Here is a 24,314-nt window from a genome sequence, read left to right as displayed (position 1 = left end):
CGGATTGCCGGCTCATCAATTTCCGCATGGGCAGGCACAGCGGACGTTACCGTCCGCCGTCGAGCGACCCGAGAATCCGGTACGCGGTCTTCACGCGGTCCTCGATCGGCACGCTGCCGTTCGCGAGCATGACGATCGCGATCCGCTTCGCGGGAACGAACGCGACATACGTGCTGAAGCCGTTGGTCGAGCCCGTCTTGTTGATCCACGTGTCCGGGCTCGGCGCCAGCGGCGGCTTGATCGCGCTGGCCGGTGTCGCATTGAACAGCATCTTCGGCGCGTTCCCTTCGAGCAGCGTCGGCAGCGCGACCGGATACGGATACTGTTCCCAGATCAAGTCCTGCGTCAGCGGCCCCGCGCGGAAATAGCCCGTGTGCGTGCGTTCGATCGCGCGCTGCAGTCGCGGCGCGGTATCGATCAGCCCCATGTTCGCCTGCACGAAACGCAACAGGTCGGCCGCCGTGGTCCGCACGCCGTATGCCTGCTGCCACAGCATGCCTTCCGTCATCCGGACCGCCTTGCCGTCCTTCGTATAGCCTTGCGCATAGTCGGCCATGCGTGCGTCGGGCACGTCGATGTACGTGTGCGTCATCCCGAGCGCGGGAAAGAGCCGCTGTTCCATCAGCGTCGCGAAATCCTTGTGCATCGCCTTCGCGGTGAGCCACCCGAGCATCCCGATCGCGACGTTCGAATACTTGCGGTGCGTGCCCGGCGCATACGCGGGTCGCCACGCGTCGAGATAGCGGATCAGGCCGGCGTCGTCGCGGATGTCGTCCGGCACCTGCAGCGGCGTCCCGCCGGGCGTGTGCGTGCCGAGCTGGAGCAGCGTCACGCCGCCGAACGGCTTGCCCTGCAGCGCGGGCAGGTACTTGCCGGCCGGGTCCGCAAGCGACAGCTCGCCGCCTTCCTGCGCGTCGGACGCGAGCGTCGCGGTCAGCGTCTTGCTGACGGAGCCGATTTCGAACAGCGTGTCGCCGGTGACGGGCTTGCCGGTTTGCGTCGACATCACGCCGTAGTCGAACACGTAGGGCTTGCCGTCGGCGACGATGCCGATCGCCATGCCGGGAATGGCGTACTGCTTCATCAGCGGCGCGACGTGGCGGGTCACGGTGTCGTGGATGTCGTCCTGCGTGACGGCTGCCGCGCGCCCGGCCGTGGCGGTGGCGCACGCGGCGACGAACAGGGTCGCGGCAAAACGTGTCGCGTTGAATCGCATGGTTGCGGTTCCTTCGATGTGGGGTGGTTGCATGGGCAACAGATCCGCATGCGCCGCGCGGCGATCGCGGCGGCCGGCCTGTCGAAGCAGGACTATCCACTGCCGGCCGGCCGCCAACAATCGACGATATGTTGCGCGAGCCGAAAGAAAAACTTATGAGATATGCGAAACGCCGGATCGCACTGCTGCGATCGCGGGCCGTTCACCGACTTGCCGGAAAAACCTGTCGGTTTTAACCGCATCCAATCCGGCGGCCGAATGGCGCTGCATCGAGAATCGATGAAAAAGAGATAAGTCTTGTCAGATCCGCCAACACCGACACGCCGCATGAGCAACGAACGCGCCCGCCGGCGGGCCGCGCGTCAGCCCGGCAGCCGGTCGAGGAAAGCCAGCAACGCCGCGTTGAACCGCGCGGGCCGCTGCAGCGGCGCGAAATGGCTCACGCCGGGCAGGATCGTCAGCGTCGCGCCCGGAATCGTGCGCGCCAGATACGCCGCATGGTCGGGCCGGATGAATTCGTCGTGCTCGCCCAGCACGATCGTCACCGGCACGGCGATCGCCGCGAGATCCTGCGCGCGGTAATCCGGTTGCGTCCGCATCATTTCGCTGACGGCCGCGACGAATGCGTCGAACTGGTCCGGCGTCGCGGACAGTTGCGCGTAGTCCTTCCGGTGCCGCGCGAAGCAGCGATCGATCAACGGGCTCGGCACCATCTCCTTGGTACCGCCCGGGTCCATGTTGCACGCGAAGAAAAACACGCCGGCCGCGCGTTCCGGCGCGCGGGCGGCCAGCACGAGCGCGATGCAAGCGCCGTCGCTCCAGCCGACGAAGCGCGCGCGGTCGACGTGCAGCACGTCCAGGACGGCGAGCACGTCCGACGCCATGCGTTCGTAGGAATAGGGTTGGTCGTCGCGCGTACTGCGGCCGTGGCCGCGGCTGTCGATCACGATCGCGCGGTAGCCGGCCGCGAGCAGCGCCGGCACCTGGTTGCCCCAGTTGCCGCCGTGGCCGAGACCGCCGTGCAGCAGCACGACCGGCGGCCCCTGGCCGAACGACGCGTGCCAGATGCGCGCGCCGTCGTGGTCCAGCCATCCTTCGGTGTCGGCCGCGGGCAGCGGCGTGCTGCCGTGCGCGTCGAAGCGGACGAGTTCGTCGTCGTCGAGTTCCGCATGCATCGTTCTGCCGTCCTGTCGAGGGAGACAAGCTTGCGATTGTAATGCGTGCGGTCGACGCAGCCGTGACCGGGCCGCGGCACGGCGGGAAACCGTCAGGCCTGCGTCGACACCAGCCCGCCCGCCGACGAGCCGCCCGACTTCTCGATCGCCTGCGCGAGCTGCGAGATCGCCGTCGCGAGCGCCGCCGAAATCGCGCTGGCCTCCGCGCTCAGCGACTGCTGTTCGACCGCCGCGGCCGGGTCGTCCTTCGCGCGCTGGGCCGCGCTCGCCATCAGCCGCTCCAGCGTCGCGAACTGCTTCTGCAGCCGCTCGATCAGCGCCTTCAACTGACCGACCGCCGGGCTCTCCGACGACGCGCCCGATGCACCGAGCGTTTCGCCGGCGCCGCCGGTCGAACCCTTCGTGCCGGTGGTGCCGGTCGTGCCCGCGGTATCCGTTGCGCCGTCGGTGGCCGACGTTGCCGTCGCGGCACCCGGCGACGTATTCGTGCTCAGGCTGCCGTCCGCCAGCGGGGATCGCGTGGTCGTGGAGAAATCGATCTGCATCGTGTCGGTCCGTGTGTCGGTCAACGAATCGTGACGGTGAAAGGGAAACGCCTTCCAACTCGTTTACGGCATTCGTCACACGAAACTTGAGTATCGGGGCCTGATTGATTTACCGGAAGATCGCATCGGTTTCGTCACGAAAGGGCCAGAATGGCGGCGAAGCGACGCTGGTAAACTTGCAGCTTCGCCTGCCGGATTCGCGCTTCGACCGCCTCCGGGCACGATCGCGCAACATCGCCGGTTCCGACTCCCGCCCTTTCGGGCGTGGTACGCAACGCGTGCCGATGCCGCCGTCGCGGCTTCGCGGATCGCCGTTTCCGTCCGCCTTCGTGCCCCGCTCGCCGGTTCGAGCGGCGAACGCCGTGCGGCGCGCTCACTTCATCACGCATTCGAGGAACACATGATGGCCCGCATCGGCGCCTTCTGCATCACGACGTGGCTTGCCGCCGCGATTCTCTACTTCGGCCAGCATTCCGTCGCAATGATCGCGCTCAGCGGTGTCGTCGTATTCGGCGGGTTCGATCTGCTGCGTCCGTAACGCGCATCGCGACGACCGCGCGCATGGGCTCGAGTATCTCGAGACGCGTCCGCAACGCCAGCTTTCGCGATCAACATCGCGTCGTCGAGTCTGGCGATGACTGTCTTCGCCATCTCGCGGTTGAGCCGGATACGCCCGACATTGAATCGATGTCGCCATTGCAGCCGGCGAGCCAGCTCGTGCCGACCAGGGCGGCGCTGTAGGACAGGAATTTCCGGCGTTCTTTCGATTTCACGTTGTTTTCCTCCCTGATTGCGTCGTCAGCGCGCGCCGGCCTGGCCCATCCGCATCGCCGCCGGCGACACGCCGGCCGTCATGCGCGTGTAGTCCGCGCTCGGCCCGGACGGCGGCGTCAGGTTGTCGGCGGCCGCCCATTGCGTCGGCGTCGCGGACAGCGCGTAGCGCATCGTTCCGCCGTTGGCGATGGTGCCCAGCGGCAGCCACGAACCCGCATAGTCCGCGCCGTTGACCTTCAGCGACTGGATATACGCAAACGAAGGGTGACCCGAGTCGTCCATCGCGACCTGCTTGTCGCTTTCGAGCCGCAGCGTCTTGCCGTTGCCGAACCAGACGGTGATCCCGCTGAATTGCGGCGTGGACAACGCCAGCCCCGCTTCCGACGGAATGACCGGGAACATGCCGAGTGCCGCCCACACGTACCAGCTCGACGTCGCGCCCATGTCGTCGTTGCCCGGCAGCCCGTCGCGGGCGGTCGTGAATGCTCTTGACATGATGATCGGGAGAACGTATTGAGCGCCGCTCGGCTGCCCGGCCCAGTTGTACCCCCACGGCGACTGGAACGACGGTTCGTTGCCGATATACAGGTTGGTGGACGATTGGCCGCCGTTCAGGTTGCCGGAGGTCGGCACGGTCGAGAACGGCGTCGTGATCGCGAACAGGTTGTTCAGCCGCGTGACGGCCGCCTGCTTGCCGCCGATCGCGTCGATCAACGCGGTCCAGTCCTGCGCGAAGGTCCAGAAGTAGTTCGGCTCCGTCGACTCATGGAACGAACCCTGCACCAGCGTGCCCAGTGTGCCGGGTGCCGAACCGGCCGGCGGCGCATTGCGTGCGGCGATCACCTTGTTCGTATAGTCGAAGATGTTGCGCCACCACGATGCCCGCGTGTACAGCGTGTCGATGGTGTCCGGCGTGACGCCGACCGACGGCGCGTTCAGTACGCTGGCGGGCAGCGCCTGCAGGAACGCGGCCGCCGAGCGGTCGCTCAGCACGCGCTCGATCGTCGCGGACGACGAGTGACCGTCGTCGCTCTGCGACAGGTAGTGGGCGGTCAGGAAATTGGCGAGCCCCGGTGCGCTCGGACGGTCGTTGCATGCGCTCGACGGATCGAACACGGACTGCTTCGTCAGGCGTGCGGCCGACACCAGATCGAAATCGGTCGCGCCGAACTTGTAGGCGCCTGCCATCACGTTCAGCGCGTTGTCGCCCGCCATCGGCGTCGAGTCGTCGCTGCCGTCGACCCAGTGCGGGAATGCGCCGCACTGCAACGCGTCGACGACGAGCGACTGCATCATGTCGCTCGATTCCTTCGGCGCGAGCAGCGCCAGCAGCTGCGCCTGCGACCGGTACGTGTCCCACAGCGAGAAGCCCGTGTAGTGATTGCCTGCGCCACCCCGCGAACCGTCGGCGCGCCGGAACGCGTAGTCGCGGACCCTGGCGGTCGCGCGCGGCGGAATGGTTCCGGTCTGGTCGACCGACTTCGGATAGCTGCCGTCCGCGTTCCTGGGCTGGCGCATGCTGCGGAATTCGCCGTTCGTGTCGCTGTAGAGCGTCGGCGTGCCGAACACGTGATAGAGCGCGGTGTAGAACTTCGTGAGGTTCGCCTTCTGCGTCGCGTTCAACGAGCCGGGATTCGCGGCCTGGTCGATCTGGATCGTGTTGAGCCGGTCGTTCCACAAGCCTGACGCTTTCGTGCGCGCATCGTCGAACGCCAGTTTTTCGCCCTCGTCGCGCAGGTTGCGCCGCGCGTTCTCGACGCTCACCGAGGACACCGCAACCTTCACGGTCACCGTCCTGTCCGCGTCGTTCAGGTCGAACTGCAGCGTCGCCGCGCCGTTGCTGACGGTATTCACCGCCGACGTGCCCGCCTGCTTGCGCAGCGGCTTGTCGAAGGTCGCGTAGAAATACACGGGCGCATTCCACACCGTGCCGTAAGGCGTGCAGAACGCCGGGGCCACGGCCTGCCCGCTCATCGACTTGCCGTCGCTCGCGAGCGCCAGCGCGACATTGTTGGCAGTGACCTTCGTGCTGCCCGAATCGCTGTTGCCGTTCAGCTTCGCATCGATCGAGAAGAAACCCTTGTCCTTGTTCGTGTACGTGAAACGCGCGATTCCGGCGCGCGCCGTCGCGCTCAGCTCGGTCACGATGCCGTTCGCGAGGCGGACCTTGTAGTACCCGGGTTCGGCCGTTTCATCCGCATAGTTGTACCCGATGCCGATCGGCCGGCCGCCCGACGCGACCGCCGTCGCCGCATCGCCCGGCAGCATCGCGACCGCGCCCTGCCCCGGGCAGCCGACACCGCTCAGGTGCGTCACGCTGAAGAAGTCGATCGTGCCGCTCGACCCGCCCGATGACAGGTAGCCGCCCGAGCCATTGAAGTTGTAGCGCGGCGTGTTCGGCCCGAAGTTCACCATGCCGAACGGCACCGTCGCGCCCGGGCTCACGTTGCCCGCGTAGCCGGAATCCGAATTGACCTGCGTGCCGATGAGCGGGTTGACGAACTGCGTCAGCTTCATGTCGACGCGCTTGGGCGCGGCCGGTTGATCCGGCCGGGAGGGCTGCGACGGCCCGGAAGTCGGTAGCGGCAAGGTCGACGGTGCGCCTCCCGCTTCAATGGAGGCCGTCGACGCACTGTTCATATCGTCGCCGCCACACGCCGCAAGCGCTGCACAGGTCAGTGCAGCGACGATCAAGAGTCGTGGATTTTTCATTTTTCGTTTAGTCGTGTTAATTAAAACGAATCATCCGGCAACGACCGTTGCCGCCCTCCTCCTGCCTCCGGGAATGTCACCTGCTTCCCAGGGGCTTACAGTGCCGCAACGACTGTTTATTCACCACAAGAAGTTTCCCGAATTTTCAGTTTGTTTAACTAAACAAAATGAAGTTAAGTAACTTCTAGCACATATTGCCGTCATTGTTGCGTTGCAGCGGCGCGGGAGACGGGCGGACATCGACAGGCGCCCGGCGAACCCGGGCGCCACATGAACTCATGGGATACGAACGAATGAACGACGCGATGCGGCGCCTGTCAGCGCGGCAAGGTCCTCAACGAAGACGGCCCGCCCGTCAGCGCAATGCGCTTGCCCGTATCGCGCAGTTTGCCGCCCTCCACCGCATAAAGCGCAAGCTGCCGTTCGACGTTGAACTGCACGATCACGTGCCGGCTGTCGGCGGTAAACACGATGCCCTGCGCGGCTTCACCGCCGGGCAACTCGCTGGTCTTCACGGCCTGCCCGTTGCGGATCTCGAACAGCAGCACCTTGCCGAGCTTGTGGCGGCCCGGGTTGTCTGGCGTCAGGTTCGAGCCGTCCATCGCCTGCACGGCGATCCACTTGCCGTTCGGCGCGATCGCGACGCCTTCCGGCAGCGACGGCACCGTCAGGTACTGGACCGTCCGGAACGGCACGCGCGACACGTCGATCAGCGCGACCGAATCGGCGTCGCCTGCGAGCGTGCCCGTATAGCCCGGCAGCCCCGCGAGCCCGACGTTGCTGACGACGGCCCAGCGGTTGTCGCTCGACACGTCGATCGTGTAAGGCGCCACGCCCGTGCTCAGGCGCGTGCCGCTGTCGGTCACCTTGCCGTCGTCGACGTTCAGCACCGCGACACCCTGCTCGTCGCGCAGCGACACGAGCGCATGCTTGCCGTCGTGCGTGAAGCTGATCCCCGCCAGCCGCTTCTTGCCGATCTTCAGGTTGCCGTCGAGCGTCACATGCGTGCCGTCGATGCGCAGGATCGATACGCTGCCGTCGACATTGGCGACGAGCGCAAGCCGGCCCGAGCGGTCGATCGCGATCCCTTGCGGATGCGTGCCGAGCTCGATGCGCGTGATCGCGGGCGGCGCGGCGTCGAGATTCACGACCTGCAGGAACGTGTCGTACACGAGCTGCTTCGCGGCCGTGTCGTAACGCGTCGGCGCGCCGACGAGCGCGAGCTTCGCGTCGGGCGTGATCGCGACGGCCTGCGGCGGACCCTGGATGCCGTTCTCGACGTCGACCTGCAGCGCGACTTTCGGCGGGAACATGCTGGCGTCGAGCAGCGTCAGCGTATCGGCGGGCGGCGAAGCCAGGAAGGTGTCGCGGCCCTCGACGCGCTGGTACTTGCCGTCGTTGCCGGACACGATCCAGTCGGCGGCGTGCGTGGCGACGGCCGTCGTGACGAGGGTCAGCGCGGCGAGCAGGCGCGCGCTGCGCAGGCGGAAAGGATTCGAATGCATGGCGGTCGGTTCTCCGGATCGGTTGCGGACGCAATGGATTGCACGACCCTGCTGCTCGACGGGCCGATGCCATCGCATGATGCCCGAAAGCGTGCAGATCCGGCGTCTCGCGCCCGTTTCCGTCAGGCCGTGCTGCGCGCGCCTGGCGCCCACCGATCGATGTCATCGAGCGGATACATGGGCCGCGCGAGCCGCTCGTAGCGAAACAGCCCGTAGTCCGAGCCCGTCACACCGCGGCTGTCGCATTCGACCAGCGCGGCCGCGATCGGCACGAACACGGGCCGGCAATACATCCGCGACTTCAGCAGCAGGAAGCGCGCGCGGCGCGGATCGACGCCAACGCTCTCGAACACGCCGAGATCCCACGGCTCCTGCGTGCGCTCGGTGACGACGAGCGTCGCCGCGCCGATGTCGAGCACGGCCGTGCGGCCCATGTACGCACGCTGGCCCGTATACGTCGGCCCCGTGATCACGTACTCGCCGTCGGTCAGCGCGCGCACGACACCCGTCGCGCGAAACGGTTCGCGCCGCACGCCGCCGAGCGACGGCAGTCGGTTGCCGATCGGCACCGTGACGGTCGCGCCGACGCCCGCGTCGATCAGTTGCGCCACCGCCTGCGGGTCGCACAGCGGCCCACTGACAATGCCGTCGAGCCCCTGCGCGAGCGCCGCTTCGAGCAGGTCCATCGTGTCGCACGGGCCACCCGACATGCAGTTGTCGCCGTGGTCAAGCATCAGCACGGGGCGGTCCGCGCCGCGCGCGAGCGCCGCTGCCTGCGCGACCGACTCCGCGAGCGGCGCGCTGCGGTACACGAATTCGTCGCGCGCGTCCCAGATCTGCTGCGCGATGCGCTCGGCCACAGCGTCGGCTGCGGCCCGGTCGCCGTCGGCGACCACGACGACGCTGATACATGGCGCGGGAATGTCCGCAAGCGAAAAGCCGGGCAACACCGATACCGCGAGCATTCCGTCGGCCTCGGCCGCGCGCGCCGCTTCCACCGCGCGCCGCATCGCGCCTTCGGCACTCGCGCTGCGCAACGTCGACGTCATCAGTGGCGGCTGCCGCCACGCGAGCACGGGCCGCGCGCGACCGTGGAGCCGGTCGAGCAGCACGCGCGCCGCATGCTCGCCCGTCTCAACCATGTCGATGTGCGGATAGGTCTTGAAACTGACGATCACGTCCGCGTGATCGATCATCTTCTGCGTGACGTTCGCGTGCAGGTCGAGCGCGACCGCGATCGGCGCGCCGGGCAGCGCCGCGCGCACGCGCGCGAGCAGATCGCCCTCGCCGTCCGCGCTCTGCTCGGCGACCATCGCGCCATGCAGGTCGAGCATCACCGCGTCGCAGCCGGGCGCAGCTGCGACGATCGCATCGCAGATCGCCGCATATGCGTCGGCCGCGACCGGCCCGCTCGGATTCGCGGCCGCCGATACGGGCGTCACGATATCGGCGCCTTCGCGCGCGGCCGCGTCGAGGAACGCGGCCATCGCGGTGCGCATCCCGTGGTTCGCGCGATACGCGTCGTCGCCCCAGTCGGGGCCGTTGCGGCCGAACGCCGCGAGCGGCGTCGGCACCGGCGAGAACGTGTTGGTCTCGTGGTTCATCCGGGCGATCAGGATCTTCATCGCGCGCGGCCCTCTGCAAGCGCGGCCGCGCAGCGCATGCCTCCGGTCATATCCAGAACCTGCATCGTCGAACTCCTCGTAATCGATGAAAGGGCACGGCGCCCGGTTGGCGCATCCGCGCGTCGCTCAAGCGTACCCCGTCGTGCCCTTCGTCTCCAGATACTCGACGAGGCCGAACTCTGCATACTCGCGCCCGTTGCCCGAGCGCTTGTAGCCGCCGAACGGCGCGGCCGGATTCCACGGCGGGTAGTTGATGTGCACATTGCCGGCACGCAACCGTGCCGCGATCCTGCGTGCGCGCTCGAGATCCTTCGACTGCACGTAGGCCGCGAGCCCGTAGACCGAATCGTTCGCAAGCGCGACGGCCTCGTCGTCGGTCCGGTAGGTCATGATCGACAGCACCGGCCCGAAGATTTCCTCGCGCGCAATCGTCATGTCCGGCGTGACGTTCGAAAACACCGTCGGCCGCACGTAGAACCCGTCGCCGAGCCCGTCCGGCCGCCCGGGGCCGCCGGCGACCAGCGTCGCGCCTTCGTCGATCCCCAGCCGGATGAAGTGCTGGATGCGGTCGAACTGCGTGCGGCTGACCACCGGCCCGATGCCGGTTTCCGGCGAACGAGGATCGCCGACGGCGGTGCGTTCCGCCTCCCGGCGCGCGGCGTGCTCGGCCAGCGCCAAGTGATCGGCATGCACGAGCATGCGGGTCGGCGCATTGCACGACTGGCCGCTGTTGCTGAAGCAACTGCGCACGCCGCGCGTAACCGCATCCTCGATGTCGGCGTCGGGTAGGATCAGGTTCGGGCTCTTGCTGCCGAGTTCCTGATGCACGCGCTTCACGGTATCGGCGGCGGCTTTTGCGACCTCGACGCCCGCGCGCGTCGAGCCCGTGAACGACACCATGTCGACATCCGGGTGCCGCGACAGCGCATCGCCCACTTCATGCCCGTATCCGTGCACGAGGTTGAACACGCCGGGCGGCACGCCGGCCTCGTGCAGGATCTCCGCGAACAGGATCGCGCTGAACGGCGCGATCTCGCTTGGCTTGAGCACCATCGTGCAGCCGGCCGCAAGCGCCGGCGCGACCTTGCACACGATCTGGTTGATCGGCCAGTTCCACGGCGTGATCAGCGCGCACACGCCGATCGGCTCGTGCGACACCAGCAGCGAATCGGTCTGCGTGCTGAAGCGGAACGACTGCAGCGCGCGGATCGTCTGTTCGAGGTGCGCGCTGCCGACCGCGGCCTGCATCGCGCGCGCGAATGCGATCGGCGCACCCATCTCCTGGCTGATCGTTTGCGCGACCTCTTCGTAGCGGCGCTGGTAGATCTCGAGCACGCGCCGCAGCAGCGCGACGCGCTCGTCGACCGGCCAGCGCGCGTACGTAGCGAAGGCCTGCTTCGCCGCGCCGACCGCGCGGTCTGCATCGGCCGCGCCGCCGATCCTGAGCTGCGCGTACGGCCTCGCGGTGGCCGGATCGATCACGTCGATCGCCGGCGCTCCGGCCGGATCGAGCCACTGCCCGTCGATATAGGACTGTTGTGAGGTTCGCATCGAATGCTCCTGTTGTGACAGATGCCGGCGGCGCGCTCAGCGCATCGCGCGCGCATAGGTGTCGACGAGGATGTCGCGGATCTGCGCGACGAACCACACGATCTCGTCGCGCGACATCACGAGCGGCGGCGAGAACTGCACGATCGGCGTACCCTCGTGATCGACGCCCGCGCGGCACAGCAGCCCCGCGTCGAAGATCGCGGGCGCGAGCAGCGTCGACACGAACGCCTGCGCGCTGATGCCGGCCGCCCAGCGGCGCGCGGCCTTGTCGGTCACGAGTTCGAGCGAGTAGTGGTAGCCGTCGCCGCGCACGTCGCCCACGCACGGCAATTCGAGCAGGCCGTCGAGCGTCTGGCGGAACACCGCTTCGTTGTCGCGGACGTTCGCGAGCACGCCTTCGCGCTCCATGATCGCGAGGTTCGCGAGCGCGGCCGTGCACGCGACCGGATGGCCGCCGTACGTTGCGCCGTGCAGGAACATCTGCTGCGGCCCGTCGAGCACCGTATCGACGATCGTATCGCTCGCGATCACGCCGCCGAGCGGCACGTAGCCCGACGCGATGCCTTTCGCGAACGTGATGATGTCCGGCTTCAGCCCGTAGCGCGCCGACCCGAAATATTCGCCGAGCCGGCCGAACCCGCAGATCACCTCGTCCGCGACGAGCAGCACGCCGTGCCGGTCGCAGATGTCGCGCAGCCCGGCCGCGTAGCCGACCGGCGGCGTCAGGCTGCCGCCTGCGTTCTGCAGCGGCTCGACGACGATCGCGGCGACGGTATCCGGCCCTTCCTGCACGATCAGCGATTCGATCTCGTCGAGCAGGTGGCGCGTGAACTGCGCTTCCGTCTCGCCCGCCGGGCGGCCGTAACGCTTCGTGTTGCTCACATGCCGCACGCCCGACATCAGCGGCTCGAAATGCTTGCGGAAGTTCGTCATCCCGTTCAGCGCGAGCGCACCGAACGACGTGCCGTGATACGCGACGCGCCGCGCGATGAACTTGCGCCGCTGCGGCTCGCCGCGCGACTGGTGATACTGGCGCACCAGCTTGATCGCCGATTCGTTCGACTCCGAGCCGCTCGACGTGAAGAACACGCGGTTCAGGCCATCCGGCGCGAGCGCCGCGAGCCGGTGCGCGAGCCGGATCGCCGGTTCGTGTCCATAGCCCCAGTTGGTCGCGAATGGCAGCCGGACCATCTGCTCGCGGATCGCGTCGCCGATCTCCGCGCCATGGCTGTAGCCGACCTGCACGCAGTACAGCCCGGCCAGCGCGTCGAAGTAGCGCTTGCCGTTGTGGTCGACGAGCCAGCAGCCTTCGCCGCGGTCGAACACGGTCAGCGCGTTGTCGCGATACGCATCGGCGTGCGTGAAGTGCATCAGCAGGTGGCGCTTGCCGAGCGCCTGCAGGTCCGCATCGAGATTGACGTCAACGGCGTTCATGGATCACTCCTCCTTCAGGGTTTCAAAACCGGCATGGCGCAACCGGTCATTCAATTCATCGACAGCGTCGGCGCCGGGCGCGTGAAGCCGCGCGTCAGCCACACGAGCTGGCAGAGTCCGAGCACGAGCCAGCCGATGCCGACGTAGAACGTCTGGCGCGACAGTCCCGACCAGAGCCATACGTTCATCGCGAAGCCGATCGCCGGCATCAGGCCGAACGTGATCCAGCCCGCGACATGGCGGTTCTCGGGCCGGCACAGATAGCTGCGCATCACGCACAGGTTCACGATCGCGAACGCGACGAGTGCGCCGAAGCTGATCATCGTCGACGCGAGATCGAGCGTGATGAACAGCGCGGACAGCGACACGACGCCGACCACGAGCGTCGCGCGCACCGGCGTGCGCAGCCGCGCATGCAGGTGCCCGAACACGCGTTCGGGCAGCACCTGGTCGCGGCCCATCGCGAACAGCACGCGCGTCACGCTTGCCTGCCCGGCCATCGCGCTCGCGAAGCAGCCGGCCACGTACACCGCGACGAAGAACGCCGACAGCGTGCCGCCGCCGATGCGCCGCATCAGTTCGAGGCTCGCCGAATCGAGATCCTTGAACGCGTGCCAGTCGGGAAACACCACTTGCCCGACATACGCGATCAGCATGAACAGCAGGCCGCTCGCCAGCGTGCAGAGCAGGATCGCGCGCGGGACCGTGCGCCGCGGCTCGCGCGTTTCCTCCGACAGCGTGGTGACGGCATCGAAACCGAGGAACGACAGGCACAGGATCGCGGACCCGGCGAAGATCGCACGCGCATCGCCCGACGACGGCAACGCGACGGCCATCGACAAACCTTCGCCGGCTGCGACCCGTGTCGATGCGACGACGAAGATCGCGATGAACACGAGCTGGCTCGCGATCAGGATCAGGTTCACGCGATTGACGAGCCGGATGCCGACGATGTTCAGCCCGGTGATCAGCGCGATGCTCGCGACGATCCACACGCTGGCCGGCACTGCCGGGAATAGTTGCTTCATGTAGATGCCGATCGCGAGGTAGCTGATCATCGGGATGAACAGGTAGTCCATCAGCAACGCCCAACCGACCATGAAGCCGGCCGACGTGCCGAAGTTGCGGCTCGCGAACGTATAGGCCGACCCGGCGCTCGGCATCAGCCGCGCCATGTGGCCATAGCTGCGCGCGGTGAACAGCATCGCGACCAGCGTGACCGCGTAGGCGGCCGTCAGATGCCCGTTCGTCTCGCTCGTGACGAGCCCGTAGGTTGTGAACACCGTCATCGGCAGCATGTACGCGAGGCCGAAGATCACCAGCGTCGAGAGTCCGAGCAGGTGCGGCTTGCAGCGTCTGTCCGCGTCGCCGCGATGCGTGCACGTCCCGGCGTCATGTGTCGCAGCGGCTGATGCGGATCGACCCGGCCTGTCGTTGTTCATGCGGTCCTCACGTGGGTGGCGTCCATGACTTCAACACTCGTTCGCCCGGCACTGCCGGCGTGGCACGACTGGAAGAAAGTGTGGTGCGCCAAAAAATCGAGGACGAATGAGAAAAGCGGACGTAATCGGGGGATATTTCCGGACGCGTCGCCGCGCGTCGCGCCGGCCGGTCGTGAATGCTGCTGTGCCGCACTGGCGTTTTGCGGACATTCCGGCTATGTTCTACGCGAACCCGTCTCCGCATCGGCACCATGGACAGCAGGTCTCATCGAAACCAGAGCAGGGCCGAGCACAGCCTGCGTTCGTCGCTCGGCCTCGCGCGTCCGGCCGGACGCCAGGAAGACATTCCCGCCACCGTCCACGCGATCGCGGTCGCGCTGGACGAGTGCCGCGTGCGGCACATCGACGGCGCCGCGCTGCTCGAAGGCACGGGGCTCGGCGCGGACGAAGTCGCTTCGCCGAACCTGCACGTGAACCGCGGCCAGGAGCAGCGCTGTTTCCGCAACCTGCTGTGCTGCAGCGGCGTGCCGTCGATCGGGCTGTCGATCGGCGCGCGGCTGCACGTGTCGACGCTCGGCCTCGCCGGCTACGCAATGTTGATCAGCGGCTCCGTGATGCAGGCATTCCGGTGCATGAGCCAGTTTCCGCTGTTCATGGGGCTGTATTTCGACGTGCGCGTCGACGCGCACGCGGGCGGCATGAGCGTGACCATCGGCCGCTACAACGGCGAGCCCGATCTCGAGGGGTTTCAAGTCGACATGTGCTTGTCCAGCCTGCGCCTGATCGTGTCCGATCTCGTCGGCAAACCGGTCTGGCCCGAGCAGTTGCATCTCGCGCGCCGCACGCCGCGCAACGCAGCCGACTACGCGCGCCACTTCGGCTGCACGGTCGCGTTCAATGCGGGCGACAACCGTCTCGTGTTCACGTCCGTGACTGGCATGGAGACGCCGCGCCTCGCGAACGAAGTCAGCTTCAACGCGCTGCACGGCCAGTGCGAGGCACTCGAACGGCAGTGGGCCGCGTCGGTCGGCACGCGCTTCGCCGATCGCGCGAAGGAGCTGATGGCGCGCGACCTCGCGCGCTTCAAGTCGATGACGTCGCTCGCGAACGCGCTGCACCTGACGGAGCGCACGCTGCGCAGGCGGCTCGACAAGGACGGCATCACGTTTCAGTCGTTGCTCGATGAGGTGCGCCACGACGAAGCGGTGCGGATGCTCGACGACCACACGCTGACGGTCGCGGCGATCGCCGAACGTCTCGGCTACAGCGAGCCGCGCAGCTTCCGTCACGCGTATCGGCGCTGGACCGGCAAGACGCCGCGCGCCGATCCGGATGCCGGTGCTTCGACGACGCATGCTGCGAAACCGCTCAGGAAATCCGCTTCGAAATGACGGCCTCGACGACTGATTCGGAATTCGAATCATTTTTCTAGGCAACCGCCAGATTTGCCCTCTTCGCCGTCGCCGCACGATCGACGGTGCATGATCGCAGCCCCCCCCAAGGTAGACGCGATCAATCGATTGCTCTATACTCGGCCCAACTTCATCACAAAATGCATGATCTCGTGCGCAACGTGATGCCATTTCGCACTTCGTTGCGCATGCATCCGTTTCGCCACGTCAAAGGGGCCACCGGCCCCAGCGGTCGGCTCCGAGCCACCCGCATCCATGCCGTCTTTGCAGGACGGTGCCCTGCTCGAACGCGCCTCGCCGTTACGGCGCCGCCGGGCTGAACATGACAATCAGACGAACGCATCGTTGCGTTCACTCGACCGCCAGCCACACATCGTTGCGGCCGGCAGCACTGTTTCCGTCAGTTCAATCGCGGCCATGCCGGGATCACGAACTTCCATCGCGACGCCATCCGGCGTCATCGCGGCGCGCGCCTGCGCGCGTGCCGCACCGGGATTGAGGAGGCGTATCTTCATGACTCGACGCACTGTCCAACTGGTGGGCAGCCTGGTGGCGATCATCGTCGTCGGATGGGCATTGGCGCGCGGCATCGGCGCCGAGACGTTCAGCCAGCACGCAGACGATCTCGCCTACTACGCGGGCCAGCACATGCTGCTGGTCGTCTATTCGATGACGCTCGCCATCGTCGCGGGCGTGCCCGCCGGCGTGCTGCTGAGCCGGCCGCGGTTCCAGCATCAGGCCGAGCGCTTCATGCAGGTGTTCAACATCGGCAACACGATCCCGTCACTCGCCGTGCTGGCCATCGCGCTCGGCATTTTCGGCATCGGCAACGTGCCCGCCATCGTCGCACTGTTCCTCGCGTCGTTGCTGCCCATCACGCGCAACGCCTATGAAGGCATGAAGAACGTGCCGGCTGCGCTGCGCGAAGCCGCCAAAGGCATCGGCATGACGGGCTGGCAATCGCTTGTGCGCGTCGAGTTGCCCCATGCGCTGCCGATCATCGTCGGCGGCGTGCGCACCGCGCTCGCGATCAACGTCGGGACGGCGCCGCTCGCCTACCTGATCGGCGCAGACAGCCTCGGCTCGCTGATCTTCCCGGGCATCTATCTCGACAACCAGCCGCTGCTGCTGCTCGGTGCGTCACTCACCGCGATACTGGCGCTCCTGCTCGACGGCATCGTCGCGGCCGGCAGCCGCCACTGGCTCGCCCGCCAGGGGGGAATGGCATGACGCTTCACCGCACCATTCGATCGATCGCGCGCCTGTGCGTCGCCGGCGCGTTGTGCATGGCGGCCAGCACGCCGGCGCTCGCCGCGAAGCTCGTGCTGGGCGCGAAGAATTTCACCGAGCAATACGTGCTGGCGGAAGTCACCGCGCAATACCTGCGTTCGCGCGGCTATGACGTGGAAGTCCGCTCCGGCCTCGGCAGTACGCTCGCGCGCAGCGCGCTGGAGAACGGCCAGTTCGATCTCATGTGGGATTACACGGGAACGGCGGCGCTGGTCTACAACAAGATCCACGACAAGCTCTCGCCCGACGAAATGTACCGGCGCGTCAAGGCGCTCGATGTCCCGCGCGGGCTCGTATGGCTCGACGCGTCGCCGCTCAACGACACCTATGCGATCGGCTTGCCCAGCCCGGTCGCGCAAGCCACCGGCATCAAGACAATCTCGCAACTCGCCGAGCACCTGAAGAGCGATCCGGCCGCGAAGCACTACGTGTTCGGCATGGACGCGGAATTCGCGAATCGCCCCGACGGCCTGAAGCCGCTGCTCGCTGCGTACAGCATGCAGTTCAGCCGCGCGCAGATCAAACAGATGGATCCGGGGCTCGTCTACACGGCGCTGCACAACAACCAGCTGAAGATCGGCCTCGTCTACACGACCGACGGGCGCGTGAAGGGCTTCGGCATCGTGCCGCTCGAGGACGACAAGCATTTCTTCCCGCCCTACAACGCCACGCCCGTGGTGCGCAAGGGCACGCTCGAACACAATCCGAAGCTCGCGACGCAGCTCAACGCGCTGTCGGCCGCGCTCGACAACGACGTGATGCAGGCGATGGCCAAGGCGGTCGACCTCGACGGCCGATCGCCGCGCGAAGTCGCCGACGCATTCCTGCGCACCCATCAGCTACCGTGAAGGAGCACCGATGAACGTATTCGACTATCTCGCTTCAAGCTGGCCCGAGCTGCTGCAGCTCACGCTGCAGCACGTATGGCTGGTCGCCGTCGCCGTGGGCTGCGCGATCGTCGCGGGCGTGCCGCTCGGCATCCTCATCAACCGCCACGAATGGCTCGCCGGGCCGCTGCTCGGGGTCGCCACCATCGTGCTCACGCTGCCGTCCATCGCGCTGTTCGGCCTGATGATCCCGTTCTTCTCGCGCTTTGGCCAGGGCATCGGCGCCGCGCCGGCGATCACGGCCGTGTTCCTCTACTCGCTGCTGCCGATCATGCGCAACACCTACCTCGCGCTGCGCAACGTGGACGCCGGAATCAAGGAAGCCGGCACCGGCATCGGCATGACCGCGTGGCAGCGCCTGCGTCTCGTCGATTTGCCGCTGGCGGTGCCCGTGATTCTCGCGGGCGTGCGCACCGCGGTCGTGATGAACATTGGCGTGATGACGATCGCCGCCGTGATCGGCGCAGGCGGGCTCGGTACGCTGATCCTGCGCGCCATCGGGCAGAGCAGCATGATGAAACTGCTGGTGGGCGCCGTGCTCGTGAGCCTGCTCGCGATCGTCGCCGACCGGCTCCTGCAGATGCTGCAGCGTGCATTGACACCGAAAGGAGTGCAGAAGACATGATCGAACTCGACAAGCTGACCAAGACCTTCACGCGAAAAGACGGCCAGGCCGTGCGTGCCGTCGACGCCGTGAGCCTGTCGGTGGCCGAGGGGGAAATCTGCGTGTTCCTCGGCCCGTCGGGCTGCGGCAAGACCACCACGCTCAAGATGATCAACCGGCTCATCGCCCCCACCTCGGGCCGCGTGCTCATCAACGGCGAGGATACGTCGCAGCTCGACGAAGTCGACCTGCGGCGCCACATCGGCTACGTGATCCAGCAGGTCGGGCTGTTCCCGAACATGACGATCGAAGAGAACATCACCGTCGTGCCGCGCCTCCTGGGCTGGGACAAGAAGCGCTGCGCCGAACGCGCGCGGGACCTCATGGCCATGGTCGCACTCGACCCGAAGCTGTACCTGAAACGCTATCCGCGCGAGCTCTCGGGCGGACAGCAGCAGCGTATCGGCGTGATTCGCGCGCTGGCCGCCGATCCACCCGTACTGCTGATGGACGAGCCGTTCGGCGCGGTCGATCCGATCAATCGCGAATCGATCCAGAACGAGTTTTTCCAGATGCAGCGGCAACTGAATAAAACCGTGATCATGGTGAGCCACGATATCGACGAAGCGATCAAGCTGGGCGATCGTATCGCTGTGTTCCGCCAGGGCCGGCTCGTTCAATACGATCACCCCGATACGCTGCTCGCGCGCCCGCGCGACGAATTCGTCGCGCAGTTCGTGGGCCAGGACAGCACGCTCAAGCGCCTCCTGCTCGTGAAGGCCGGCGACGCCGCCACGCAACCCGAAACGGCGCGGGTCGATACGCCGCTCGCGCACGCATTCGCAGTGATGGACGAAACCGACTGCCGCTATCTGACCGTGCTCGACGACGCGGGCCGTGCGCTCGGCTACGTGACGCGCCGCGCGGCACGCACCGACGGCGGCGTGTGCGGCGAACGCGTGACGCCCTTCCCGGCCGGCGTCTCGGCGGACGACAACCTGCGCATCGTGCTCTCGAAGATGTACCAGTACAGTGCGTCGTGGATGCCGGTGCTCGACCCCGACGGCGCGTGGATCGGCGAGATCACGCAAGACTCGATCGCCGCCTACCTGAGTTCGGGCCGATCGCGCCGGCAAACGGGCCAGCCGCCCGGCAGTCCCGCCGAGACGGTCACGGCGGCCGCCGCCACGCACTGATCCGTCCCGGGCATCGCGCCGGGCGTGCTCGCGGCGCCCCCCCGGCGAGTTGAAGGGGCTGGCGCGGATCGCTACACTGGGCCAGCGAATTCCGGAGAACCCCACATGAAAGAAGCGCTCGCAAAACTGTCGGCGGACCTCGAACGGCTGCTCAAGCTGCGAAGCATCCCGTTCGGGATGAAGCTGTTCGAACGGTGCGAGGACATGGAAGCCGTCCCGCGCATTCGCCGCCCGAAGGCGATCCACTCGCTGGACCAGATCGTCGGGCAAACCGCGCGACTGGGCTTCACGCTCGGCATCACGGCCGACGACCTGGTCGGCGCGCAATGCCGGTCGGTCATCGGGCTCGGCCACGCGAAGGATGCCGAGTGGGCGTCCGGCCAGCAGATGGCGGGTGTCTGGTATGCGACGCAGGAAGACTCGCGCGCCCATCAGGCCGCGATGCACTGCGTGCCGGACGGCAAGTACGAAGCGCTCGTCGTGTCGCCGCTCGCAGCCGGCCGCATCGAGCCCGACATCGCGCTGTTCTACGCGACGCCCGGCGCGATGATGTACTTCATCAACGGGCTGCAATGGTCGGGGTACAAGCGCTTCGACTGGAGCGTGGTCGGCGAATCGGCGTGCGCGGATTCGTGGGGGCGCGCGCTGGCGACCGGGCAGCCGAGCCTGTCGATTCCGTGCTATGCGGAGCGCCGCTACGGCGGCGTGCTGGATGACGAGATGCTGATGGCGCTGGCGCCGGATGCACTGGAACAGGCCATTGCCGGGATGGAGGCGCTGTCGCGGAACGGGCTGCGCTACCCGTTCGCGCAGTACGGCATCCAGCAGGATGTTCGCGCAGGGATGGAGTCAGTTACCCGAAAACGACGTGACGCGTCGCGGCTGACGGGAGCCGGAACCGGCGCTCAGCGCAGCGGCTCGCGAACCTTTCCGTCAACTTTCAACGTGCGCCTGTCATGCGCGGCCTCATATTCGACCGTCTGCGCGGGCGTGACGGCGCCGTACGACCGGCCGTTCACATAGACGGTGCCGTCCCGCAGTTCGACCTTGTCGCCGTTGACCGTCGCCGTGGCCCGTTCGCCCTGCAGCACCGCGCCCGAGCAACCGCCGGTCGAAAAGCTGCGGACCGACGTGCCCGGCATCGCGGCGTTCCCGCCCTGATCCACCGCGTTCGCCGTATTCGCCGCGCTGCAGGGCAGCGCATCCATGCTACCGGCAGCGTGGAGCGATCCCGCACTGATGCCGCATCCGGCAAGTAATGCAATCGTCATCGGCAACAGCTTGTGCATGGTGATCTCCGTTTTCCGCGGCCGCGGATCGGACCCGCGGCATCACGTCGGCTGATGGCCCGCGATCGTGCAGCCGGGTCGATGATCGGCCGACACCCCAACTCGCGGGTCGGCCGGATAGGCCAAGTATCTTCCACTTCACGGCGCCCGGCCATCCGCTCCGGCACCTGTCGCGCCCCAACCCTGCCGGCTTGTACGGACCCCTTGATCCGCTTCAACGCCGCCTCCCCGGGCGCGCCTGCCATACGGCTTCGACGCTGCGGTTCGACATGATGGCGATCCCGAAGGACGCGCCGAACCGCAACGCCGCGCCTCCGGCTGTCCAGGCCGGAGGCGCATGCCCGGTCACGCCCGCATCAGAACCGGTGAATGATCCCGGCGCCGAATGCGAACTGGTTGCCGGTCGACGACGGCACCGTGTTGAACCCGTCGCCCAGCGTCGCGGTCGCGTCGACGATGCTGCCCGCGCCGCTCGTGCCGAGCGTCTTTCCCTTCGCATGCTGATACGCTTCGAGCAGGTATAGTCCCGTGCGCTTCGACAACGAGTAGTACTGCGACAGGTTGAACTGGTGATACTGCGCGCTGTCGGTGATGCCGTTCGACTCCGTCGCACGCGTGTACGCATAGCCCGCGCCGAAATCCCAGACTGCCGACGGCTTCCAGTGCAGCACGGCGCCGGCCGTGTTGAAGGTTGCCGTATTGAAGAACTTCGACGCCGCACCCGGAATGTATTCGGTGTTGGTGTACGTGGCCGTCGCGTCCCAGGCATCGCTGAACCGGTAGCCGAGACCCACCGCGAACCGCTGCTGCGCCTTCGCGGTCTGGTAGCCGTTCGTAACCGCCGATACGCCAATCTGCGCGCCTCCGTTCGACGTCGTCGAATTCGCGCCCCATGCACCGCCGGCCGTATTCGCGTTGTTCACGCGCTCGAACGCGACGCCGACACCGAGCGGGCCGGCCGCGTACTGGATGCCGGTCGCCCACGTCGAACCTGCGTTCGTGCTGCCGGCCACGCCGCCGAGCGAGTAGGACCCGCTCAGCGTCACGCCGTACCATTTCGGCGACGTGTACTCGATCGTGTTGTTTGCACGGTAGATCGTGTCGAGCCCGTCGACGTCGCCCGGGTGCGCACCGTAGTAGCCGGTGATCCACGTGGTCGGGCTGAACGGCGACATCGTCTGGTAGTACGACGCATATTGCCGGCCCGCGGTCAGCGTGCCGTAGGTGGCATGCGTCAGCCCGACCCATGCCTGCCGCCCGAAGATCGCATCGGTGTACTGCGCGGCGCCGGTCGCCGAATTGAAGCCCGACTCGAGCGTGAAAATCGCCTTCGTGCCGCCGCCGAGATCCTCGCTGCCCTTCAGCCCGAAACGGCTGCCGGCCCAGACGCCCTGGTTCATCCTGACGACCGACTTCCCGCCGCTCGTCGAGCCGACCGTCGTCGCGTTGCTCTGGTAGCCGATGCCGTTGTCGACGATGCCGTACAGCGTGACGCTGCTCTGCGCGAACACCGGTGCGACCACCGCCATCGCGACGCCGGATGTCAGCACCACCCGCCATGCCTGCTTCTTCATCGATCCGTCTCCTTCCTTGCCTGGTTAAGTCGTGGGTTGTTGTGATGGCGGTTTGCCGTCCGGTCAGGGGCGATACGCACGCCAGCCGTTGCCGCCCGTGCAGACGAGTTGCGAGCCCTTGACCTGGCACTGCGCCTCGTAGCCCGGCGAGTACAGCCATTCACCGGCCCAGTGCAGGTCGACATACGGGTCGGCCTTCGGCATATCGGCAACGAAACTGGCCGCGTCGTCGGTGCTGCCGCTGCCCGTGTAGCGCGCGGTGGCCGGGTACGGAAACACCGGGCGCGTGCGTGTCGTGTTGCCGTTCGCATCGACGATCGATGCGACGATCCGGCCGGGCGTCGCGCCGGTCTCGGTCCATGCCATCAGCGGCGTGAGGATGTCGAACACGTTCGGCCCCTGCCCGCCGCCGCAGTGCGCGACGCCCGGGAACAGATAGAAACGCGCGAAGCGGTCGACCTGCGCGTCGCCCATGGTCTTCTTCATCGCTTCGTAATACGCGATGCTCGAACGCGGCGAGATGTGCTGATCCTCCAGCCCGTGCCACATCAGCAGCTTGCTGCCGCGGCCGGCGAAGCGGCCGAGGTCCGGATCGGTCGCGGCCAGGTAGTTCGACACCGGCACGGTCTTCACGAACGCGTCGAGCGTGAACTTCAGGTCGCCGATCGTCGCGGACGGATACGACGCGTTGTAGTAGTCGAGATAGCGCAGGAACGGCAGCACGAAGCTGATCGTGCCGCTCGGCGTCGTGGCGGTCGCCGGCACGAACAGGCTCCAGTTCAGCTCCGAGCCCCATTCGCGCGACACGAGCGGTTCGAGACGCATGCCGTTCGCGGCTGTCGCACCGTCGTGAATCCGACGCACGACGTCGGCTTCCTGCGGCGTCAGGCACGTCGCGGTCGATTGCCCTGCCGCGCACACCAGCGTCGCGGGGTCGAACCGGCAGGCGCGCGGGTTGTCGATCACGCCGTCCACGACGCCATCGAGCCTGTCGCACGCCTTCAGCACTGCTGCATGCAGCATCGGCAGCTTGCCGGCGAGCAGGATCGCGTTGCCCGTCTTCGGATCCGTGTTGACCGCGGCCGGCCATGCGTGATGGAACGTGTTCTGCACGATCAGGTCGTTCGCGGGCGCGCCGGCCGCGATGCCGTCGAAATCGTCGGGGAAGCGCTGCGCTTCCATCAGCGCTTCGCGGCCGCCGTCCGAGCAGCCATCGAAGTACGCATAGCGCGCGGGCCGCGCATAGAACTTGCCGATGATCGCCTTGGCCACCTGCGCGGTGACATGCTCGGCGCGATACGCGAAGTCGAGCTTCGCCTTCGGGTCGAGCGCCCACGCGCCGTCGTTGCCGCCTTCGTGGCCCATGTCGGTCGCGGCCATTGCGATCGTCCCGTTCGTCACCGGCACGCAGGTCGACGCCATCGGTGCATTGACCGACAGGTTGCCGCACAGTCCGCCGCAGCCCGTTTGCAGATAGCGTTGCGTCCAGCCCTGGGTCGGCAGTTGCAGTTCGAACAGCGACGCGCCGGGGCCGATCGTGCCTTTCACGTCGCACATGGGCGCCGGCAGCGTGTTGTTGCCGACGACCGTGCCGGCGGGCAGCAGCACCGCCGACGTGATCGTGACGGTGCCGTCGGTCACGCCGCTCAGGTCGAGCGCCGCGACAGCCGGGCACGACATCGCGGGCATCACCGCCGGAAGGTTCGCGAGGCCGCCGGTTGCAGTCGCGGCACTCGCCGTGCCCGGCCAGCCGGCCATTGCCATACACAACCACGCAACGCCAATCGCCAGCATCCGGATCAGCGCATCGCGCCTGACACCTGCCGCGCAATGCCATACGCGCACGCTCCACCCTGCCCTGCAGTTCGTCTGCATTTCTGTCTCCTGTCGTTCTGGTTGGCATGCCGCATCTTCCTTAAGAGAAGCGGCGGCGACTTCACGAAGATCCTGCGATACATCGAGAAAATGACATCGTCCCTTTCTCCACTTCTTACTCAGCATAACTAAGCTCATTTCATGCAAGCGTTGCGAAGAATGCCGATTCCTATCTGATTCGTTTATCGATTCCGGTGCGACACTGCGG

19 protein-coding genes are annotated in these 24,314 nt (G+C 67.0%); 7 read left to right on the top strand and 12 right to left on the bottom strand.

From position 1 onward, the window contains the following. Positions 1-46: 46 nt before the first annotated feature. The 3 genes from ampC to CUJ89_RS37495 all read right to left on the bottom strand — a co-directional run bounded on the left by ampC (position 47) and on the right by CUJ89_RS37495 (position 2,936). On the bottom strand, positions 47-1,216 hold the full coding sequence (gene ampC, locus CUJ89_RS37505; RefSeq protein WP_114182427.1) for a class C beta-lactamase: 1,170 nt from the start codon (positions 1,214-1,216) through the stop codon (positions 47-49). 362 nt (positions 1,217-1,578) lie between these two features. After that, a complete protein-coding gene (locus CUJ89_RS37500; protein WP_114182426.1) occupies positions 1,579-2,391 on the bottom strand; it encodes an alpha/beta fold hydrolase in 813 nt (270 codons plus the stop codon). Between the two features lie 92 nt (positions 2,392-2,483). Then, positions 2,484-2,936 (bottom strand): hypothetical protein, encoded by a 453-nt coding sequence (locus CUJ89_RS37495; RefSeq protein ID WP_114182518.1) that lies wholly within the window; start codon positions 2,934-2,936, stop codon positions 2,484-2,486. Positions 2,937-3,336: 400 nt separating this feature from the next. Between CUJ89_RS37495 and CUJ89_RS37485 the strand changes: the two genes are divergently transcribed. Next, on the top strand, positions 3,337-3,474 hold the full coding sequence (locus CUJ89_RS37485) for a hypothetical protein (RefSeq protein ID WP_201752455.1): 138 nt from the start codon (positions 3,337-3,339) through the stop codon (positions 3,472-3,474). A gap of 260 nt (positions 3,475-3,734) precedes the next feature. Here the strand turns inward: CUJ89_RS37485 and CUJ89_RS37475 are convergent, their stop codons facing one another. From CUJ89_RS37475 to CUJ89_RS37450, 6 genes are all read right to left on the bottom strand, one after another. Beyond that, a complete protein-coding gene (locus CUJ89_RS37475) occupies positions 3,735-6,227 on the bottom strand; it encodes a glycoside hydrolase domain-containing protein (protein ID WP_201752438.1) in 2,493 nt (830 codons plus the stop codon). A gap of 512 nt (positions 6,228-6,739) precedes the next feature. Then, positions 6,740-7,927, bottom strand: a complete 1,188-nt coding sequence (locus CUJ89_RS37470; RefSeq protein WP_114182517.1) for a YncE family protein — start codon at positions 7,925-7,927, stop codon at positions 6,740-6,742. Positions 7,928-8,049: 122 nt separating this feature from the next. Next, a complete protein-coding gene (locus CUJ89_RS37465) occupies positions 8,050-9,552 on the bottom strand; it encodes a M81 family metallopeptidase (RefSeq protein ID WP_114182422.1) in 1,503 nt (500 codons plus the stop codon). A 126-nt stretch (positions 9,553-9,678) separates the two neighbouring features. Then, positions 9,679-11,103 carry an aldehyde dehydrogenase family protein gene (locus tag CUJ89_RS37460; protein WP_114182421.1) on the bottom strand — a complete coding sequence of 475 codons (1,425 nt, stop codon included), beginning with the start codon at positions 11,101-11,103 and terminating at the stop codon, positions 9,679-9,681. Between the two features lie 36 nt (positions 11,104-11,139). Beyond that, complete coding sequence (locus CUJ89_RS37455; protein ID WP_114182420.1) at positions 11,140-12,537, bottom strand: aspartate aminotransferase family protein; 1,398 nt, start codon at positions 12,535-12,537, stop codon at positions 11,140-11,142. A gap of 50 nt (positions 12,538-12,587) precedes the next feature. Beyond that, positions 12,588-13,979 (bottom strand): APC family permease, encoded by a 1,392-nt coding sequence (locus CUJ89_RS37450; protein ID WP_114182419.1) that lies wholly within the window; start codon positions 13,977-13,979, stop codon positions 12,588-12,590. A gap of 251 nt (positions 13,980-14,230) precedes the next feature. Here CUJ89_RS37450 and CUJ89_RS37445 point away from each other — a divergent pair, with 251 nt between their 5' ends. The 6 genes from CUJ89_RS37445 (at position 14,231) to CUJ89_RS37410 (ending at position 20,391) form a co-directional block, all read left to right on the top strand. Continuing rightward, positions 14,231-15,370 carry an AraC family transcriptional regulator gene (locus CUJ89_RS37445; RefSeq protein WP_114182418.1) on the top strand — a complete coding sequence of 380 codons (1,140 nt, stop codon included), beginning with the start codon at positions 14,231-14,233 and terminating at the stop codon, positions 15,368-15,370. A gap of 534 nt (positions 15,371-15,904) precedes the next feature. Then, positions 15,905-16,621 (top strand): ABC transporter permease, encoded by a 717-nt coding sequence (locus CUJ89_RS37430; protein ID WP_114182416.1) that lies wholly within the window; start codon positions 15,905-15,907, stop codon positions 16,619-16,621. After that, complete coding sequence (locus CUJ89_RS37425) at positions 16,618-17,529, top strand: glycine betaine ABC transporter substrate-binding protein (protein ID WP_114182415.1); 912 nt, start codon at positions 16,618-16,620, stop codon at positions 17,527-17,529. The genes CUJ89_RS37430 and CUJ89_RS37425 overlap by 4 nt, the downstream gene beginning before the upstream one ends. Before the next feature lie 10 nt (positions 17,530-17,539). After that, entirely contained in the window at positions 17,540-18,193 is a 654-nt protein-coding gene (locus tag CUJ89_RS37420) for an ABC transporter permease (RefSeq protein WP_114182414.1), read from the top strand. Next, a complete protein-coding gene (locus CUJ89_RS37415) occupies positions 18,190-19,368 on the top strand; it encodes an ABC transporter ATP-binding protein (RefSeq protein WP_114182413.1) in 1,179 nt (392 codons plus the stop codon). The genes CUJ89_RS37420 and CUJ89_RS37415 overlap by 4 nt, the downstream gene beginning before the upstream one ends. A gap of 105 nt (positions 19,369-19,473) precedes the next feature. Beyond that, complete coding sequence (locus tag CUJ89_RS37410; RefSeq protein ID WP_152036709.1) at positions 19,474-20,391, top strand: DUF169 domain-containing protein; 918 nt, start codon at positions 19,474-19,476, stop codon at positions 20,389-20,391. On the opposite strand, the gene CUJ89_RS37405 is transcribed toward CUJ89_RS37410, so the two are convergent. The 3 genes from CUJ89_RS37405 to CUJ89_RS37395 form a co-directional block, all read right to left on the bottom strand. Next, positions 20,274-20,657: a sugar ABC transporter ATPase gene (locus tag CUJ89_RS37405; protein ID WP_114182412.1), complete on the bottom strand. Its 384-nt coding sequence runs from the start codon at positions 20,655-20,657 to the stop codon at positions 20,274-20,276. The genes CUJ89_RS37410 and CUJ89_RS37405 overlap by 118 nt on opposite strands. Before the next feature lie 356 nt (positions 20,658-21,013). Continuing rightward, positions 21,014-22,231, bottom strand: coding sequence for a porin (locus CUJ89_RS37400; protein ID WP_114182411.1), 1,218 nt, complete (start codon positions 22,229-22,231; stop codon positions 21,014-21,016). Positions 22,232-22,294: 63 nt separating this feature from the next. After that, complete coding sequence (locus tag CUJ89_RS37395) at positions 22,295-24,106, bottom strand: tannase/feruloyl esterase family alpha/beta hydrolase (protein ID WP_114182410.1); 1,812 nt, start codon at positions 24,104-24,106, stop codon at positions 22,295-22,297. Between the last annotated feature and the right edge of the window lie 208 nt (positions 24,107-24,314).

Origin of the sequence: Burkholderia pyrrocinia (assembly GCF_003330765.1) — a bacterium.
Taxonomy (GTDB): Bacteria; Pseudomonadota; Gammaproteobacteria; order Burkholderiales; family Burkholderiaceae; genus Burkholderia; species Burkholderia pyrrocinia_B.
This window is presented reverse-complemented; position numbering and strand designations above follow the sequence as displayed.

What these genes read in the sequence shown, in the direction of transcription:
- ampC (WP_114182427.1), bottom strand. Translation starts at nt 1,216, where the DNA reads ATGCGATTCAACGCGACACGTTTTGCCGCGACCCTGTTCGTCGCCGCG.
- CUJ89_RS37500 (WP_114182426.1), bottom strand. Translation starts at nt 2,391, where the DNA reads ATGCATGCGGAACTCGACGACGACGAACTCGTCCGCTTCGACGCGCAC.
- CUJ89_RS37495 (WP_114182518.1), bottom strand. Translation starts at nt 2,936, where the DNA reads ATGCAGATCGATTTCTCCACGACCACGCGATCCCCGCTGGCGGACGGC.
- CUJ89_RS37485 (WP_201752455.1), top strand. Translation starts at nt 3,337, where the DNA reads ATGATGGCCCGCATCGGCGCCTTCTGCATCACGACGTGGCTTGCCGCC.
- CUJ89_RS37475 (WP_201752438.1), bottom strand. Translation starts at nt 6,227, where the DNA reads ATGAAGCTGACGCAGTTCGTCAACCCGCTCATCGGCACGCAGGTCAAT.
- CUJ89_RS37470 (WP_114182517.1), bottom strand. Translation starts at nt 7,927, where the DNA reads ATGCATTCGAATCCTTTCCGCCTGCGCAGCGCGCGCCTGCTCGCCGCG.
- CUJ89_RS37465 (WP_114182422.1), bottom strand. Translation starts at nt 9,552, where the DNA reads ATGAAGATCCTGATCGCCCGGATGAACCACGAGACCAACACGTTCTCG.
- CUJ89_RS37460 (WP_114182421.1), bottom strand. Translation starts at nt 11,103, where the DNA reads ATGCGAACCTCACAACAGTCCTATATCGACGGGCAGTGGCTCGATCCG.
- CUJ89_RS37455 (WP_114182420.1), bottom strand. Translation starts at nt 12,537, where the DNA reads ATGAACGCCGTTGACGTCAATCTCGATGCGGACCTGCAGGCGCTCGGC.
- CUJ89_RS37450 (WP_114182419.1), bottom strand. Translation starts at nt 13,979, where the DNA reads ATGAACAACGACAGGCCGGGTCGATCCGCATCAGCCGCTGCGACACAT.
- CUJ89_RS37445 (WP_114182418.1), top strand. Translation starts at nt 14,231, where the DNA reads ATGGACAGCAGGTCTCATCGAAACCAGAGCAGGGCCGAGCACAGCCTG.
- CUJ89_RS37430 (WP_114182416.1), top strand. Translation starts at nt 15,905, where the DNA reads ATGACTCGACGCACTGTCCAACTGGTGGGCAGCCTGGTGGCGATCATC.
- CUJ89_RS37425 (WP_114182415.1), top strand. Translation starts at nt 16,618, where the DNA reads ATGACGCTTCACCGCACCATTCGATCGATCGCGCGCCTGTGCGTCGCC.
- CUJ89_RS37420 (WP_114182414.1), top strand. Translation starts at nt 17,540, where the DNA reads ATGAACGTATTCGACTATCTCGCTTCAAGCTGGCCCGAGCTGCTGCAG.
- CUJ89_RS37415 (WP_114182413.1), top strand. Translation starts at nt 18,190, where the DNA reads ATGATCGAACTCGACAAGCTGACCAAGACCTTCACGCGAAAAGACGGC.
- CUJ89_RS37410 (WP_152036709.1), top strand. Translation starts at nt 19,474, where the DNA reads ATGAAAGAAGCGCTCGCAAAACTGTCGGCGGACCTCGAACGGCTGCTC.
- CUJ89_RS37405 (WP_114182412.1), bottom strand. Translation starts at nt 20,657, where the DNA reads ATGCACAAGCTGTTGCCGATGACGATTGCATTACTTGCCGGATGCGGC.
- CUJ89_RS37400 (WP_114182411.1), bottom strand. Translation starts at nt 22,231, where the DNA reads ATGAAGAAGCAGGCATGGCGGGTGGTGCTGACATCCGGCGTCGCGATG.
- CUJ89_RS37395 (WP_114182410.1), bottom strand. Translation starts at nt 24,106, where the DNA reads ATGCAGACGAACTGCAGGGCAGGGTGGAGCGTGCGCGTATGGCATTGC.